The organism is Eudoraea algarum (genome assembly GCF_050589645.1).
Classification (GTDB): Bacteria; Bacteroidota; Bacteroidia; order Flavobacteriales; family Flavobacteriaceae; genus JBNGOQ01.
The window spans coordinates 142,771-159,668 of sequence record NZ_JBNGOQ010000002.1 but is presented as its reverse complement, the minus strand read 5'-3'; the positions used below and the strand labels follow the sequence as shown (position 1 = coordinate 159,668).

At 45.4% G+C, this 16,898-nt stretch carries 15 protein-coding genes; 5 read left to right on the top strand and 10 right to left on the bottom strand.

Annotation, left to right across the window (positions count from 1 at the left end; translation table 11 throughout):
- Positions 1-15: 15 nt before the first annotated feature.
- Positions 16-468, bottom strand: coding sequence for a thioredoxin-dependent thiol peroxidase (bcp, locus tag ACRD67_RS07005; RefSeq protein ID WP_430966345.1), 453 nt, complete (start codon positions 466-468; stop codon positions 16-18).
- Between the two features lie 55 nt (positions 469-523).
- Here bcp and ACRD67_RS07000 point away from each other — a divergent pair, with 55 nt between their 5' ends.
- On the top strand, positions 524-1,186 hold the full coding sequence (locus ACRD67_RS07000; protein ID WP_430966344.1) for an endonuclease III domain-containing protein: 663 nt from the start codon (positions 524-526) through the stop codon (positions 1,184-1,186).
- A gap of 17 nt (positions 1,187-1,203) precedes the next feature.
- Here the strand turns inward: ACRD67_RS07000 and ACRD67_RS06995 are convergent, their stop codons facing one another.
- The 4 genes from ACRD67_RS06995 to ACRD67_RS06980 all read right to left on the bottom strand — a co-directional run bounded on the left by ACRD67_RS06995 (position 1,204) and on the right by ACRD67_RS06980 (position 3,168).
- A complete protein-coding gene (locus ACRD67_RS06995; RefSeq protein WP_430966343.1) occupies positions 1,204-1,347 on the bottom strand; it encodes a hypothetical protein in 144 nt (47 codons plus the stop codon).
- Positions 1,348-1,417: 70 nt separating this feature from the next.
- The gene (locus ACRD67_RS06990; protein WP_430966342.1) at positions 1,418-1,999 is read right to left on the bottom strand and encodes an RNA polymerase sigma factor; all 582 of its coding nucleotides are present in this window, start codon (positions 1,997-1,999) and stop codon (positions 1,418-1,420) included.
- A 373-nt stretch (positions 2,000-2,372) separates the two neighbouring features.
- Positions 2,373-2,516, bottom strand: coding sequence for a hypothetical protein (locus ACRD67_RS06985; RefSeq protein WP_430966341.1), 144 nt, complete (start codon positions 2,514-2,516; stop codon positions 2,373-2,375).
- A 70-nt stretch (positions 2,517-2,586) separates the two neighbouring features.
- Positions 2,587-3,168 (bottom strand): RNA polymerase sigma factor, encoded by a 582-nt coding sequence (locus ACRD67_RS06980; RefSeq protein ID WP_430966340.1) that lies wholly within the window; start codon positions 3,166-3,168, stop codon positions 2,587-2,589.
- Positions 3,169-3,416: 248 nt separating this feature from the next.
- Here ACRD67_RS06980 and uvrA point away from each other — a divergent pair, with 248 nt between their 5' ends.
- Together uvrA and ACRD67_RS06970 are read left to right on the top strand one after the other, a co-directional pair.
- Complete coding sequence (gene uvrA, locus ACRD67_RS06975; RefSeq protein ID WP_430966339.1) at positions 3,417-6,194, top strand: excinuclease ABC subunit UvrA; 2,778 nt, start codon at positions 3,417-3,419, stop codon at positions 6,192-6,194.
- Positions 6,195-6,357: 163 nt separating this feature from the next.
- Positions 6,358-7,605, top strand: a complete 1,248-nt coding sequence (locus ACRD67_RS06970; protein WP_430966338.1) for a hypothetical protein — start codon at positions 6,358-6,360, stop codon at positions 7,603-7,605.
- Positions 7,606-7,689: 84 nt separating this feature from the next.
- On the opposite strand, the gene ACRD67_RS06965 is transcribed toward ACRD67_RS06970, so the two are convergent.
- Genes ACRD67_RS06965 through ACRD67_RS06945 form a run of 5 tightly spaced genes read right to left on the bottom strand, consistent with a single transcriptional unit; the run spans position 7,690 to position 14,083 of the window.
- Positions 7,690-8,616: an AraC family transcriptional regulator gene (locus ACRD67_RS06965; RefSeq protein WP_430966337.1), complete on the bottom strand. Its 927-nt coding sequence runs from the start codon at positions 8,614-8,616 to the stop codon at positions 7,690-7,692.
- Between the two features lie 21 nt (positions 8,617-8,637).
- Complete coding sequence (locus ACRD67_RS06960; RefSeq protein WP_430966336.1) at positions 8,638-10,092, bottom strand: lipopolysaccharide biosynthesis protein; 1,455 nt, start codon at positions 10,090-10,092, stop codon at positions 8,638-8,640.
- On the bottom strand, positions 10,083-11,363 hold the full coding sequence (locus ACRD67_RS06955) for a glycosyltransferase family protein (RefSeq protein ID WP_430966335.1): 1,281 nt from the start codon (positions 11,361-11,363) through the stop codon (positions 10,083-10,085). The genes ACRD67_RS06960 and ACRD67_RS06955 overlap by 10 nt, the downstream gene beginning before the upstream one ends.
- Positions 11,363-13,798 carry a hypothetical protein gene (locus ACRD67_RS06950; RefSeq protein ID WP_430966334.1) on the bottom strand — a complete coding sequence of 812 codons (2,436 nt, stop codon included), beginning with the start codon at positions 13,796-13,798 and terminating at the stop codon, positions 11,363-11,365. Before ACRD67_RS06950 ends, ACRD67_RS06955 begins: the two co-directional genes overlap by 1 nt.
- Positions 13,799-13,819: 21 nt before the next feature.
- Positions 13,820-14,083 carry a DUF4834 family protein gene (locus tag ACRD67_RS06945; protein ID WP_430966333.1) on the bottom strand — a complete coding sequence of 88 codons (264 nt, stop codon included), beginning with the start codon at positions 14,081-14,083 and terminating at the stop codon, positions 13,820-13,822.
- An 86-nt stretch (positions 14,084-14,169) separates the two neighbouring features.
- Between ACRD67_RS06945 and ACRD67_RS06940 the strand changes: the two genes are divergently transcribed.
- Together ACRD67_RS06940 and ACRD67_RS06935 are read left to right on the top strand one after the other, a co-directional pair.
- Positions 14,170-15,246, top strand: a complete 1,077-nt coding sequence (locus ACRD67_RS06940; protein ID WP_430966332.1) for a transporter — start codon at positions 14,170-14,172, stop codon at positions 15,244-15,246.
- Positions 15,247-15,333: 87 nt separating this feature from the next.
- Positions 15,334-16,455, top strand: coding sequence for a GTP cyclohydrolase (locus tag ACRD67_RS06935; protein ID WP_430966331.1), 1,122 nt, complete (start codon positions 15,334-15,336; stop codon positions 16,453-16,455).
- Positions 16,456-16,898 lie beyond the last annotated feature (443 nt).

The window sequence follows — 16,898 nt, the reverse complement described above, 5'->3', positions numbered from 1 at the left end:
TAGTTTCAACAGCTTTTAGACCAACAACTGGGCAGCGTGGTCTTTGGTCTTCACCTTATCGATTACACGTGTCACCACACCTTCCTCATTGATCATAAAGGTCTTTCTGTGAATACCATCGAATACCCGGCCCATAAACTTTTTGGGGCCCCAGACGCCAAAGGCGTTGATTACGGTATGGTCCCTGTCGGCCAACAAGGGAAAGGGGAAACCGAACTTCTTCCTAAAATTGGATTGCTTTCTTTCAGAGTCGGCACTTACCCCAAGAAGTTCATAACCCTGTGCCTGTAATTCGACATAGTTGTCCCTTAGATTGCAAGCCTCCGCCGTACATCCTGGAGTATTGGCCGCCGGGTAGAAAAAAACAATCAATTTTTTTCCCAGGTAATCAGACAGATTTACGGTATTTCCGTCTTGGTCCGTGGTGGAAAACGGGGGTACTTTATCGCCCTCTTTTAATGTATTCATAGTCTATTTTTAATTAAATTCGCTGTTCTGTTAGCGCCGATAAAACTACGCAAAAATGACAAAACCCGAAAAGGTCGATTTCGCCATAAAAACCCTTCAGGAACTCTACCCCACCATACCCGTTCCCTTGGAACATAAAGACCCGTATACCTTGCTGATCGCCGTACTTTTGTCCGCTCAAAGTACGGATGTACGGGTAAATAAAATTACCCCCCTCCTATTTGCCAGAGCCGATAATCCCTATGATATGATTACCCTTTCGGTGGAAGAGATCAGGGAGATTATCAGGCCTGTGGGACTATCGCCCATGAAATCTAAGGGAATACATGGGTTATCCAAGATTTTGGTGGAAAAATACAATGGGAAAGTGCCTTCAGATATCGAATTGCTGGAAGAATTCCCAGGAGTAGGCCACAAAACGGCAAGTGTAGTGGTTTCGCAGGCTTTCGGTATCCCGGCTTTTCCGGTAGATACCCACATTCACCGGTTGATGTACCGCTGGGGGTTTTCCAATGGAAAAAATGTAGTGCAGACAGAAAAGGATGCCAAACGTCTCTTTCCCAAAACCCTATGGAACGACCTGCATCTGCAGATCATATGGTACGGACGCGATTATTCCCCGGCCCGCGGGTGGGATCTGGAAAAAGATATTATAACCAAGACTATTGGCCGCAAGGAAGTGATTTCGGCTTACCATAAAAACAAAAAAGCCCGCTAAAAGCGGGCCGAAATGTCTTAGTTCAGATTACTTTCAAACTGCATCCCTTGATAGTCCACAATTTGCAGGGATTTTGAGAAGTCCAGCAAAAACCGGATAGTTTCCGGGGAGGCAACAGAAAGTTTACAAGTGTTCCGTTCTTTAGCGTAAATTTTTTCCATATAAATAGTATTGTTATATACGTATAACGCAGCCAAAATGGAAATATTGTTTTACCGCTAATAGGACCTTTTAATTTGTTAGTACAATATTATGACGGTCTATTATCTTTCTTAGGTTGATAAGCGCGTACCGCATACGACCCAGGGCCGTGTTTATGCTTACTCCAGTGTTTTCAGAGATTTCCTTAAAACTCATGTCCTTGTAGATACGCATTAGGAGCACTTCCTTTTGGTCGTCCGGAAGTTCCTCGACAAGAAACCGCAGGTCAGAATCGATCTGGTTCTTGATAATCTGCTTTTCAGCGTTTAATTTTTCGTCTCCGATTACGGAGAAAATATTGAAATCGTCGTTTCCCTCAAACTTGGGCATACGCTTGTTCTTTCTAAAATGGTCTATGATAAGATTGTGTGCAATGCGCATTACCCATGGTAAGAACTTGCCCTCCTCGCTATAGGAACCTTTTTTGAGCGTACGGATAACCTTTATAAAGGTATCCTGGAAGATATCTTCAGTAATGTCCCGGTCCATTACCTTGGAGTAGATAAAACTGCTAATACGTTGGTTGTGCCTGTTGATTAAGATTTCCAGTGCTTTTTCGTCACCACTGATGTAGTCTTTTACTAGTACCGAGTCATCAATCTGTAGTTCCATACAAATTACTTTTTTTGGTTAAGATTAGGGGCCATCCCAGGGGATGGGGACTTTTAAGTTTTTAAGTAATTAAAAAGTAGTTGGTGTCTATACGCCTGTTCCTTTTTATTTATGACCTAAAACTAGATAAAAGCACAGGATTCAAAAAAACATTGTTGTAAAACGCCCTTTTTCCGATGTCAAACCACCAATTTGTATTTCTGTATACAATAAATGCGACAAAAAAAAGTTGCAAAGGCAGTTCGCAATACATCAAGGGATGGTCTATAGGGAATGTTTATTGGTCCTAGGTGATAAAAAAAGAACCCCGGCCTGTTTTAAGGGCCGGGGCTCGGATATCTTAGTGGGTATCAAAAATCAAAAAAACACGCACTTAATTAATATTCCCTTCGAACTTCATGCCTTTGTGCTCCACAATGGACAGTGATCGGGAAAAGTCCAACAAGAACCGTACGGTTTCGGGCTGGGCCTTGATAAGTTCGCAAGTCGCTACGTTTTCAGGGTAAATTTTTTCCATATGCTTCAGTTGTTATGATAAAATAACGCAAGCAAGATGGAAATAGTGATTCTACTCGACCTAAGTCGTATTAATTCGTTAAAACAATATTGTTCTTTTCGATTAGCTTTCTAAGATTGATAAGGGCATAGCGCATACGGCCCAAAGCGGTATTTATGCTAACCCCGGTGTTTTCTGAGATTTCCTTAAAACTCATGTCTTTATAGATACGCATAAAGAGCACTTCTTTCTGATCTCCGGGAAGTTCCTCAATAAGTTCTCTTAGGTCTGTGTCTATTTGGTCCTTAATAAGTTGTTTTTCCGCATTTAACTTTTCATCGCCTATGATGGAGAAAATGTTAAAATCATCTCCAGCTTCAAATTTGGGTAGGCGTTTGTTCTTTCTGTAGTGGTCTATAATAAGATTGTGAGCAATTCGCATAACCCAGGGCAAAAACTTTCCTTCATCAATGTAGGATCCTTTCTTAAGGGTACGTATCACCTTTATGAAGGTATCCTGGAAGATATCCTCCGTAACATCACGGTCCATTACCTTGGAATATATAAAGCTGGTGATACGTTGGTTGTGTTTGTTAATAAGGGTTTCCAGAGCTCTTTCGTCTCCGTTCATGTAAGCACTAATCAAAAATGAATCGTCAATTTGTAGTTCCATACCAATTACTTTTTCTGGTTAAAATTAGGGGCCTTTCCAAACAGAAAGGGCATTAGGGTCAGAATCTAATTTTATAAAAGTAATTGTTCGCGTATAGGCGTATTAACGTTTTGTTATGACTCAAATATAGAAAAAATATAATATTCCCAACAAAAATTTATGGTATCATACTTTTTTTGGGCTTTGGACAAAGGGATGCTGGCTATTGAAATGCGCTTATTGTATCTTTGCACTTTTTATATACGAGCATGACCCTGATCAAGGACGTAAATCCCAAAGAAAATATTATCATCAAGGGGGCCAAATTACACAATCTTAAGAATATAGATGTTGTAATTCCCCGAAATAAATTGGTGGTGATCACCGGATTATCCGGTTCTGGCAAATCCAGTTTGGCTTTTGACACCTTGTATGCGGAAGGACAAAGGCGTTATGTGGAAAGCCTCTCTTCCTATGCCAGGCAATTCCTGGGAAAGCTCCACAAGCCCAAGGTAGATTATATTAAGGGCATTGCACCGGCCATAGCCATAGAACAAAAAGTGAATTCTACCAACCCCAGATCTACCGTAGGGACCACAACCGAGATCTATGACTATTTAAAACTGTTGTATGCCCGCATCGGGAAGACTATTTCCCCAGTATCCGGCAAGGAGGTGAAAAAACATACCGTCACCGATGTCATGGGTCATATCGATACATTTGAACCCGGCACCAAGCTCTTGCTGCTCGCACCCATTACCATAAAGGAAGACCGTGACCCCCTTAAGACACTCGAAATGTTTGCCAAGCAGGGCTATGCCAGAATAAAATATAAAGGGGAAGTGCTTCGGATTACGGATAGTATTAAAACGATTGAACGAAAATTTGACCTCGTACTGGATCGGATCATCACCAAAGAGGATGAAGATTTCCGGAATAGGTTGGCCAACGCCATAGACACAGCTTTTTTTGAAGGAAAGGGCGAGTGTATCATTGAAGAGCTTGCCACCGGGAAACAAAAAGGCTTCAGCAACAAATTCGAGTTGGATGGTATGAAGTTCCTGGAGCCCAACGTGCACCTGTTCAGCTTTAACAACCCCTATGGCGCCTGCCCCAAGTGCGAGGGATACGGTGATGTCATTGGAATAGATGAAGATCTTGTTATACCCAATACTTCCTTATCTGTATATGACAATGCCATATTTCCATGGAGGGGCGAAAGCATGGGCTGGTACCGTGACCAATTGGTAAATGCCGCCTATAAATTTGATTTTCCCATACACAAACCCTGGTTTGAACTTAGTGAGGAACAAAAACAGCTGGCTTGGGAGGGCAACGAATATTTCACCGGAATAACGGCCTTTTTCCAAACTTTGGAAGAAAAGAGTTATAAAATCCAAAACCGTGTGATGCTTTCTCGCTATCGGGGAAAAACAAAATGCAATCTGTGCAAGGGTAAACGATTGCGACAGGAAACCGACTATGTGAAGGTAGGGGGAAAATCCATTTCCGACCTCGTTGAACTGCCCATTGCCAAATTGGAGGCTTTCTTTGGTGAAATTACTCTTGGAAAGCACGATTCCGAAATTGCCAAGCGATTGTTGAAGGAAATTAACAGCCGCTTGGGCTTTTTAAGCAAGGTAGGCCTAAGCTACCTCACCTTGAACCGAAAATCGAACACGCTCTCCGGCGGGGAAAGCCAGCGTATTAATCTGGCCACCTCGCTGGGCAGTAGTTTAGTGGGCTCCATGTACATTTTGGATGAGCCCAGCATAGGACTGCACCCCAAGGACACCGAAAACCTGATCGGCGTCCTGAAGTCGCTCCGCGACCTCGGCAACACCGTTATCGTGGTGGAACACGACGAGGACATCATGAAAGCCGCCGACGAGGTCATCGATATTGGCCCCGAGGCGGGCACCCATGGCGGGGAAGTAGTGGCTTGTGGACCCATGAGCGAAATACTTAAGTCCACATCGCTCACCGCCGGTTATCTCAACGGCTCCAAGGCCATAAACGTGCCCCAGCAACGCCGTGCCTTTAAAAACCATATTAAAATTGTCGGGGCCCGGGAGAACAATCTCAAAAATATAGATGTAACCTTTCCACTGAACGTATTAACAGTAATAACGGGGGTTTCGGGAAGCGGAAAAAGTACCTTGGTAAAAAAATTGTTGTATCCAGTCTTGCTCAAGAAAGTAGGCGGATATGGTGAAAAGGCCGGCCAGTTCACCCAGGTAGAAGGAAAATATCAATCCATTAAACATGTGGAGTTTGTGGACCAAAACCCCATTGGCCGATCCTCCCGCTCCAATCCGGTAACCTATATCAAGGCCTATGATGACATTCGGGCCTTGTTCTCCTCACAAAAACTAAGCAAACTAAGGGGTTACCAGGCCAAGCACTTCTCCTTTAACGTGGATGGGGGCCGATGTGAAAAATGCAAGGGAGAGGGCGAAATTACCGTGGAGATGCAGTTTATGGCCGATGTGCACTTGGAGTGCGACGTTTGCCAGGGCAAACGCTTCAAAAAAGAAGTACTCGAAGTTAAATTTGAGGGCGCCAGTATTGATGATGTCCTGAATATGACCATCGATGACGCTATTGACTTTTTTCAAAAGCACCAACAGACCAGAATTGTCACCAAATTAAAGCCTTTACAAGACGTAGGCCTAGGGTATGTAACATTGGGGCAGTCCTCCTCTACCCTCTCTGGCGGAGAGGCCCAACGGATTAAATTGGCCTCCTTTTTGGTCAAGGGCAACAGCAAGGAAAAAGCACTGTTCATTTTTGATGAACCCACAACGGGGCTACACTTCCATGATATAAAAAAGCTACTGAAATCCTTTGATGCCCTCATTGATCGCGGGCATTCAATCGTGGTCATAGAACACAATATAGACCTGATCAAATGCGCCGACTACATTATTGACCTGGGCCCTGAAGGGGGCGAAAACGGAGGGCAATTAATGATCCAGGGGACGCCCGAGCAAATTGCAAAGGATACGGCTTCCCATACGGCCCATTACTTAAGGGAAAAGCTGTAAGCCTCCCTGTCCCCATTTGTGCTTCTTCACTTTTAAAAAAATAATTCAGCTTTAACAATCTGTTAATCAGTTATTTAATGGTTTACTAAAATTTGTGGCACGCTGTTTGGTATGTACTAAGCGAATGTAAATAGTTGCATTCGGAAACTTAAAACCTTATGGTATGAGAAATTTAGTACTCCTTTTTACAGCTTTGATCTTAGGTACCACCGGTACCATGGCTGTTACCGCCGAAAATAAGGTTGCACCACGCAATGCTTATGATTACAACAACTCTTTCATCTTTGTTGAAAATGGCATTACGTTTTCAGTATATCCGGATGGCGAGTTTGATTTTTACATTGACAACCGCGTAAATTTTGGCGCAAGCCTTAATTTTAGACGTGCCAATATCACCTTTAACTCTGGCTACAATTATGACGCCTACGTACAGTACGACGATTACGGTGCGGTGATTCAGGTAGAGAACGTACCGATCTATTATGACCATTACGGACGTGTTACCCAAATAGGCAACGTGGATGTTTGGTATAGAAATGGCCGGGTACGAAGGGTAGGTGGATTGCATGTGTACTACAACAACAGGGGATATTACAGTCACCATGCAGGTTTTATCAATATCTACAACAGGCATTATGTATACAGGCCTTATTACAGGTATTTTGCCCGACCTGCCTTAAATTTCTGTTTGGTCTACAACAGGCCCTACAGAAGGTACTATAGCCCTGTACGCTATACCTACTACAGGCCCTATAGATATAATACCCGAAGGGCTTACGCTAGGGTGGGACACCGATATGACTATGGTAAAAACTACCATAGAAGGTCCAAGATCTATAGAAACGACCGACGGGTAGCCGTACGTGACAATGGGTATAGAAGCTCCAGGACCGTAGGAAGACGAGGTGATGTGGGAAGGAACGACAGGAACATTTCCAGAAGGTCCGAAAGCGTTCGCAGTAACCGAAGTGTTGATCGTGGTAACAGAACCTTTGATCGGGGAACCGTTAAGCGATCGTCGGACCGTGGCACTACCGTTCGAAGAAACAGTACGGTAAAGCGGAACGACAGAACTATCCGAAGGGGAGATGCCAGGCCTACCACCAGGTCCAATGCCAACAGAACGGTGACCAGGCGCGAGGTAAAGACCACCCCAAGGAGCAAAACGGTGACGAGAAGTACCACTACCTATAGGAAGCCCCAAAAAAGGTCTAGCTCCAATAGGTCTGTTAAAAGTAGTACTACAAGAACGCAAAGAACAGTGGCGACGCGTTCCAATGGGAGAAGCAACAAGGGATCCAAAGTGGCCCAAAGAAGCAACTCCGATAGAAAGATAAATAAAGCGTCTTCTAGAAGTAGCAGAAGCTCAAACAGTAGAAGCACAAGGAGCAGTAGCTCAAGAAGGCAATAAGAAATAGTTTTTAGGTTGGTTAGTTGTTTAGCCCCGTAGCGAATTCGTTCCTGCGGGGCTTTTTTTATCCGGACGGAAGCCTACTTAGGGTTCTATAGGAATATACAGGTCTACTATAAATTTGTTTTCGGGGTGTTCCCTATAGTCGTTATGGTAAATTTCAAATGGGTTTTGTGCCGCCTTCCTGTACCCCTCTTCGTTCATCCAAACAAAAAGACTGCTCCAGGCCTGCTCAAAGGAATGTGGAAGTATTTCAAAACGACCCACGATAAACTTTCCCTTTTCAATTTGGGCCGGTCCAATTTCCCCCTCGGCACCCATGGGTTCATCCAATAGGATGCAGGCGCTCATCCGCACTTTCTCGGCTGCGGTGACCTTGAAACTATCATGAAATACACGGGCCAGTTTAGCTTCCGGATTTTGTAACAATCCCTTGGGCTTTGCCCACTTGACAAGTCGTTCAAAAGTATTTTCCAAGCCTTGCTCCCCGATATGGGTAATACAGGCCAAATGCTGTAGCGGGCGTTCCACAATCTTAATCTTTGCATTCATTTTAATCCATTTTTTATGATTATCAATATTGCAAAGGTATTTTTCAAAAGCTACTTTTTCTTGACCGTTCTTGCTATCCGCTATACAAATCTTGCTAAACTTTCCAGGGCTTAGTTTTCTAAATTCCGTCGGACTAAGGCCATAGAATTTTTTAAAGGCCCTGCTAAAGGAAGAGGGACTGTTAAAGCCATATTGCATGGAGAGCGTAGCAAGGCTTACCCCCTTTTGTGTAATCAGCACCGTAGCGACTTTTTCGATTCGCCTCCGTATAATGTAGGCATTTAAAGGTTCGCCAATTACCGCCTTGAATATCCGGTGAAAATGGAAGGGCGAATAGTACGCAATTTTGGCAACCCTTTCGAGCGATAGGTCCGAATCGAGATGTGCATCGATAAATGCGAGTGCCCTGGTGATACGGCCAAAATAATTTTCCTCCAATTTGTTTTTTGAATCCCCCATCCTATCGCGTCAATACCAACATTATTTCCCCAGAAATTTAGAAACTACCCCGTCTACATCCTCCGATATCCTAAATCGATATAACAACGCCACGTAAATGAGTCCCATGAGCAAACACTTTACCGCGATATTGAGCAAGGGATGCAGCGAAAGTGGAAGCCAATAAAACGGAAGACCTACCAGCAGCAATAGGGCCAGCACCTTAAGGGTGGCCCAGGTAAAGGGCTGTATATTGAATTTCATTTTTACGTACACCAATTTTATGAGGTTATAGGTAGCAATGGCCATAAAGGTCGCCATGGCAGCCCCTTCCATACCGTAGAGGGGAATAAGCCACAAATTGAGCAGGATGGTAAGCGCGGCCAAAAAAATGCCCATGACCAAGACCGCGCGATAATGGTCAGAATTAAAGAGAATGGAGTTGTTATTGCCCAACAGCGCATCGAACACTTTGGCCAGCCCAATCAGCAATACTACCAAAAATCCACCGCGGTACGCTTCGGGAACAAAGCTGTACAGGTCGTGCAGGTTCACCAGGATCAACAGAAACAACAATCCAGAAATGATAAACAGGGTAAGTGAACTTTTTTGATACAATTGTTTTAAGGCCGTGTCCTTCCCTTCGTTAAGGAGTTGCGCTGTTATTGGGTATGTGATTTGGTGCATGGCCCTTGATGGTACGGCGATTACGGTAGCGATATAAATGGCCACACTGTAATAGGCCACATTTTCGATGCGGATAAATTGATTGATCATAAACCGGTCTACTTCCAACAAGACCACCGCGGTAGACCCGCCCAGAATGATCAAGGTGCTGTAATTCAATATGGGTCTTATAGTCTTGGGAAAAGCAAATTGCAATCGTATCGGTTGAAGTCTGTGGGCATACCATTTCATCAAAAGGGTACGCAGCAAGTAAAGGCCTACCAGGGCTTTTAAAAAAACACCGACCGAGATAACCTCAAAATAGACCAGTACTAACAGGACCATGACCCCCAGGCGAACAAAGATTTCCTTCAAAAAATTGCCGAAAACAGATTTCATCTGAACCTTGGCCCAAGCGTAGAAAACTTCAAAATAGGCCATCGCCATCCCTATGAGGAAGATGTACCACACATAGTCTTCCACAATGGGATTTCTATGGGCCAAAAAACCGGCGATCAGGTCGTGTGCCAAATAGCTGATCACCGCTATCGGAATCAGCAGGGCCAGGGGCAGCAAGAGCATCAACGTTAGAAAGCCCTCCGTGTCCTTGTTGGTTTTAAAACTACTGTAGTATTTTACCAGGGTATTGGGCACCCCAAAGGCCAGTAAGGGCATTAGGATGGCCGAGGTAGATAAGATAACACCCACTAGGCCGTAATATTCATCGGTCAGGAAACGGGTATAGAGAAAAAGCGTATTTACCGCCCCTATGCCAAACCCCAGGTAGGTGGTGAGGGTATTGTTTAAGGATTGTTTTAAAACTATGCCCATAGAAGCTCCGTCGCTAATTTTTTGGTAAGTTCCCTTCTACTGTACGCCTCGATTCCTTTGGAGGATACTTCCAACCCATTCTGGCGGTACCGTTGAAACCATTTCAAAAGTAAACTTTTCAGATCGGAATCCGCGCTATAGCCAAAGGTGGCTCCTGCGTTGGTCTGACCGATAATATCACCGACTTCCCAATCCTTTGGTCCCAAGCCCAAAATGGGTCGCTTGGCGGCCATATACTCGAACAGCTTTCCAGGGATGATGCCCTTGGTCTCCCCGGTATCTATTTCCACCAGCAGCAACACTTGGGACCCTTGCTGGTATGCCAGCGCTTCCTGATGGCTCACATAACCGATGACGGAAGTACAACCTTCCAGGCCCGCATCCCGGATACTCTCCAAAACATCGGCACTGACTACCCCGATCAGCTGAAGTTGCAGTGCACTCTTAAACTCTGGGTGCTCCGCAGCCAATTCTGCCAGGACCTTCCAGAGGTTCTTGGGGTTCCTACCGCTCAGCAGCGAGCCAATATGGGAAATGGTAAACTTGGTATCCCGTGCGGTTTCTTGCGAAATGTCCCCATCATACCCATTGGTAATCACCGTGATGGGTACCTTGGTCAAAGCCTCGAATTCTTTTTTGGTGGTGCCGCTGGTGACCACAATAGCATCTGCATCGTTCAAAACGGTATGTTCCAACTGCTTATGCCTTCGTTGGGAAGCTTTGGTGAGCTTCAACTTTTTGTGGTAGCCTATGGAAGTCCAGGGATCTCTAAAATCGGCCACCCAACGCAGATCCAATTGCTGGCAAAGCCCCAACCCGATCAAATGCACACTATGAGGAGGACCTGTAGTAACCATAGTCTTGATATTTTCTTTCTGGAGCAGCTCCGCCAGAAAACGTACGGAAGGCTTCACCCAAAATTTACGGGCATCGGGAATAAAGAAATTACCCCGTATCCACAAAAGCAAACCTTCTGTGAGGGACTGGTTTTCCGATCTGATTATTCCTGAACTGATACGCTTGGTCTTTTTCCCAAAAAGACTGCCCGCCCATCGATAGGGCTCAACGATGGGTTGCTTATACACCTTTAGGTCTGCTGGTATGTCCTCTAGGAAAGAGGGGTCGGTGATGGGGTAATTTGGATTTTCCGGCACGTAAACTATAGGTTCTACATTGAAGTCCCTAAGGTATTTTACAAACTTCAGCCACCGCTGAACCCCCGGACCTCCGGCAGGAGGCCAATAGTATGTGATGATGAGTACTTTTTGCATTAGGCATCCTCCTTTCTCCTACCGCGCCAAAATGAAAATACCAATCCGAACAGTATCAAAGCGCCTAGGGCGATGGAGCTTCCCAGGGCGATCTTACTGCCCCGTTCCACCACTTCCGGTTCAAATTTAAATTCCAAGGTATGGTCTCCCGCTGGTACCTGAAGCGCCCTTAAGACGTAATTTACCTTAAAGTGGGGGGTCAATTTTCCATCAACATAGGCGTTCCAGCCCTGAGGGTAGTACATTTCCGAAAATACGGCCAGCCCGTCATGCGCGTTGGAGGATACGTATGTAAGATGGTTGGGCAGATATTCCTTTAAAGCGATCAATGCTGTTGAATCTTTCCGAAAGGCAAAGCGACTGATATTAGGAAAGGCCCGGGTATTCACTACGGCCATCGTTTTGACGTCTAGACTGTCCAGGGCCCTTATTTCTTCATCGGCCGTTTGTACTTTTTGGAGCTGTTCCACAAACCAGGCATTGCCATTGGCATTGGGGTTCAGGGCCGGATAGCGCTTGCCCTCCTGATCCTGTTGTACAATGTATTTCACATTGAGCATATCCAACACCCGGGTATTGTTTTTGTACACCTGATAGTCGAACAGTTCCATAAGGCCAGCCGGTTTTGCTGCATGGTAACCGCCTACGGACTGGTGAAAGTACGAGGTGCGTGCGCCATTTAAACCTTCGGACGGGTCATAGACCCGGTAAACCGTCTCGTCCTCCAAAATCTGTTTATCCAACGCCGTCTCCTGAAAAGGTTCCAGCATGGTGCGCTTCCGCACAAAATCGTCCTCGTTCACATAGCGGGTCGCTACACCCGCCAGATCAAAGAGCACGAGCAGCCCTAGGGCCACGATGGTCAAATTTTGTTTCATCCTCCCCTTTAGGAACAGCCAAATGACCAGGGCCGCTAACAGCACATATACAAGGGAACGCAGAGAATCGTTGATGTACACGGCTTCGCGATCCAACTGTATCATGGTCATTACCTCCTCCCCAAAATAGCGGGTATAGGTGCCATCGCTAAGGCCTGTAAAATCAAAGGTGCCCTTGAACAATAGCAAGGCGATCGCCAATCCGCCCGCAATAAAAAAACTGAACTTCAGGGCGTGTATTTTTTTCTTGGTCTCTATGGATGGCTTAAAGACCTCCCTTAAGGCCAACACCGCGAGCAGGGGCACGCAGAGCTCCAATATCACCTGGATAGAGGAAACTGCCCTGAATTTATCGTAGAAGGGAAAATAATCGATCATAAAATCGGTCAGCAGGCCAAAGTTCTTTCCCCAGGACAGTACCAACGACATAAGGGTACCGCCCAACAACCACCATTTTAGCTTTCCCTTGACCAGGAAAAGCCCCAATACGAAAAGGAAGAAGATGATGGCGCCAATATAGGCCGGTGCCGACACCCCGGGCTGATCGCCCCAGTACAGGGGAAGGCCACTGGTAAATTCCAAGGCACGGGTCCTCGGTAGGCCTTGTTCGGTAAGGTAATCATAGGTCTTGGCATTTTCGCCCAGGTCCTCATTGTTGGATCCACCGAACAAGCGGGGAACAAACAGGTTGAACGATTCGGCCTTGCCATAACTATAGGCCGTAATATAGTCCTTGCTAAGGCCGCCGGTATTCTCTTTTGGAGAGCCGTCAGGGTCCAGGGTCAACTGTGTTTTGCCCCGCGTGCTCCAGTCCGCATATTCCTTGGTGGCCATAAGCCCAGTGGCGTTCGTAGTAATACCCAAGGCCACCGCCAAGATTAAAATGCCGACGGAAATAAAAAAATGCTTTAACTTCCTCTTTAGGATCGCATCCACAAAATAAGCCACGCCCAAAATTAGGACCAGCAACATAAAATAATAGGTCATCTGATAGTGGTTGGCACTGACCTCCAGTGCCATCGCTACTGCCGTGAGCAAAAACCCCCAGAGGTATCGTTTTCTAAAAACCAGTATAATACCACCCAACAATATGGGCAGGTAGCCCAGGGCATGTGCCTTTGCGTTGTGCCCTACCCCTAGGATGATGATCATATAGGTAGAGAAACCGAACGCCAAAGCACCTAGGACGGCCAACCTATAATCCACCTTAAGACAGCATAACAAAATGTAAAATCCAATAAAATACAGGAAGAGATAGTCCGCAGGGCGCGGTAGGAACCTGATGATCTTATCGAGTTTCTTTACATAGTTGTGGGGGTAGTTGGCCCCCAATTGATAGGTGGGCATGCCCCCAAATGCGCCGTTGGTCCAATAGGGCTCCTCCCCTGTTCTTTTTCGAAAATCGTTCTGCTCCTTGGCCATGCCGGTGTATTGAACGATATCCGATTGGGAAATGACCTTTCCTTGAAGTACGGGGTGAAAGTAAGCAAGGGCGGTAATGAGGAAGAAAACAAAAACAAAAAAATGGACAAATAACGCTTTAACGTTGGTCTTCATGAATTGGTATTGTAGTAATATTTACTCAATTTCCTCAAAATCTATATATTCTCCAACTTTTTTTGAAGTATTGGTCTTTTTGGTCGGTTTCTTATCAATGATGATATCCCCTAGCTGTTCTTCTTCTTGAGGCGCCTGCTCATGAAATTGTCCATATCGTTCCCTGAAGTGCGCCTCCGTTTTTCTTGCAGCATAGCTGAACAGTTTGGGTGCAAACCACCTGCCAAGTATTTTCAGCAGATAGTATACTAATACGATGACCAGGACCGTTTTTAATAAACCCATATTCTTGCAAAAATTTATATCAAAAGTACGATTCTAGCGTTGTATTAAGAGTGCAAAAGTCATAAAATAATAATAAAACAGCCTTTATGGGGCATCCTATTAGAATGAAAAACATAAAATTCCTCCTTTTTCGGTTACTGCTTGTCCTACCTTTTTTGGGTTTCTCCCAATATACGGATGTCATCAATTCTAACAGACCCGGTTTGTCCGTAAGTGCCTATGCGGTAGGCAAAAACGTTTTGCAAGTGGAGTTCGGGGCCTTCTACGAACAGCAGGATCACAATACATTGGATACGGAATCTACTATTTTGGGGGCCGATTTTTCCATCCGTTATGGTCTTTTGTTCGAAGAACTGGAACTGAATTGGGAAGGCACCTTCCAAAACCAGGACATTACGTTTACCGGTCTGGGCACAAGCGATTCCCGTACCGATTTTGGACGGAACCGTATAGGACTCAAATACCTGCTATACGACCCCTACAAGAGCGAGGAACGCACTAAACCCAATTTGTACAGCTGGCGTGCCAACAACGTCTTTCAACTCCGGAATTTGATTCCAGCGGTATCCGTTTATGCCGGGGCTACCTTTGTTCTTGGCGAGAACCCTTTTTTTGTGGGCGATCCTACGGTTTCTCCGCGTGTTATGGTGGCCACGCAGAGCACGCTTACACCCCGCTTTGTATTGATCAGCAACATTTCCTACGACCGGATAGGCTCCGATTTTCCGGAATGGGGTTATCTTATTTCACTGTCGCACGCCTTAAAAAACCCGAAGTGGAGTGTCTTCCTGGAGAACCAGGGGGTCAACAGCGACCGTTATTCGGATATACTCCTGCGCGGTGGTGTGGCGCATTTGATCAACGATGCCTTTCAGGTGGATCTTAACCTGGGCGCCAATTTTAAAAATACGCCCTCCCGACTCTTTGCCACGGCCGGTTTCTCCTATCGATTGGACATGCACAAGGACGAGCTGGTTCCCATAGAGGACCAAAAGGCCGGGGAAAATGGCGGCCCCATCAAAAAGAACGCCATGAAAAAGGGAAAGAAAAAGAAGAAGAAAAAAAGAAAAAACAAGGGTAAAGGCGCTGAGGATATTGATCTTGGCCCTACCAAAAAACAGCTTCGCAAGAAGAAAAAGGACAACGGGGCGATCGACTTCTGATCTGCTCACTTTTGCGTAAAAAATAAAGCGCTGCCGTTTTATCTTGTTGATTAATATTCCTAATATTGATGGCTTAAAAGCAACTGCATGGTCACCATCAAAGAAGCTACCTCAAAGTCGGATCTAAAAAAATTCGTAAAATTTCCCTTTTCCCTTTACAGGGATTCACCCTATTGGGTACCCCCTATTATCAAGGATGAACTGGAAACCTTTGATCGGGACAAAAATCCTGTCTTTAAGGATGCGGATGCCTGGTTCTTTCTGGCCTATAAGAACGATGTTCTAGTAGGAAGGGTCGTGGCCATCATCAACAACATAGAAGTAAATCGGCAGCAACTCCGAAAAATGCGGTTCGGTTGGTTCGATTTCATCGATGATCCCGAAGTGTCCGAACGCCTGTTGGAAAAGGTAGCCGAAATAGGCAAGGATCATCAACTGGATTATATGGAAGGACCAGTAGGCTTTTCAAATCTGGATAAGGTGGGCGTCCTTACCGAGGGCTTTGACCATATAGGCACCATGATCACCTGGTACAACCATCCTTATTACGCAGGTCACCTGGAACGTTTGGGCTTTGTGAAGGAAAAGGAATATCTGGAAAATAAATTCCCCTTTGGCAATGCCGATCCAGCCCTCTTTACTAGGGTACAGGCACTCATAAAAAAAAGATATGGCCTGCGGGAAATAAACTGCACAAAGACCAGCGAGGTGTTGCCCTGGACCGATCAAATGTTCGATCTTTTCAACGAGACTTATTCCGCCCTGGCCTCCTTTGTGCCCATCACGGATATCCAAAAGGCCTATTTTAAGAAAAAATACATAAGCCTCATCAATCCGGAATACATCAAGTTTATTGTGGACAAGGAGGACAAGCTCGTTAGCTTCGCCATAGTGATGCCCTCTTTTTCCAGGGCCTTGCAAAAAGCCAAGGGAAAGCTGTTCCCTTTTGGGGTCTTTCACCTATTACGGGCCAAAAAGCACAATACGGACGTTATCTTCTATCTGATCGGGGTACACCCGGAATATCAGAACAAGGGGGTAACCGCTATTGTCTTTAACGAGTACTACAAGACCTTTACCAAAAACGGAATCAAAAACTGTATTCGTACGCCCGAACTGGAGGAAAATACGGCCATACGGCAAATCTGGAAGCATTTTAACCCTATAGTGCACAAACGCCGCCGGACCTATCGGAAGAACTTGGGTTAAGGTTGGTTGATGGTGAACAGTTGACGGTTGATGGTTGATGGTAATCAATGAACAATTAGCAATTAACAGTTGGCAGTAGGCAGTCCTCGGTTATGAGTTGTTGAGTTATGGGTTCGGATAGTGGTTAAAGGTGATGTGTTCTCGATAGCTACCTTGAACCTTAAGCCAGAAACTGTAGGCAGTGGGTAGAGATTCCTCGCAGGCGCGGAATGACAAACCAATGTATATTGTCATTCCGCATTTAATGCGGAATCCATTTCAATTAAATGTGGGCGTTTGATAGTATGCAGTTGACTATATCCCCTCATCCCTGCCTATCGGCAGACCTTCTCCCTGGGGAGAAGGGATTTTTATTGCCATCCTTTTGCAGATGTACCTCCTCTCCCTCCTTGAACAAGGAGGGGAGCTTTAATACCTGTCCCAATTCTGGCCTCTTACTTCTG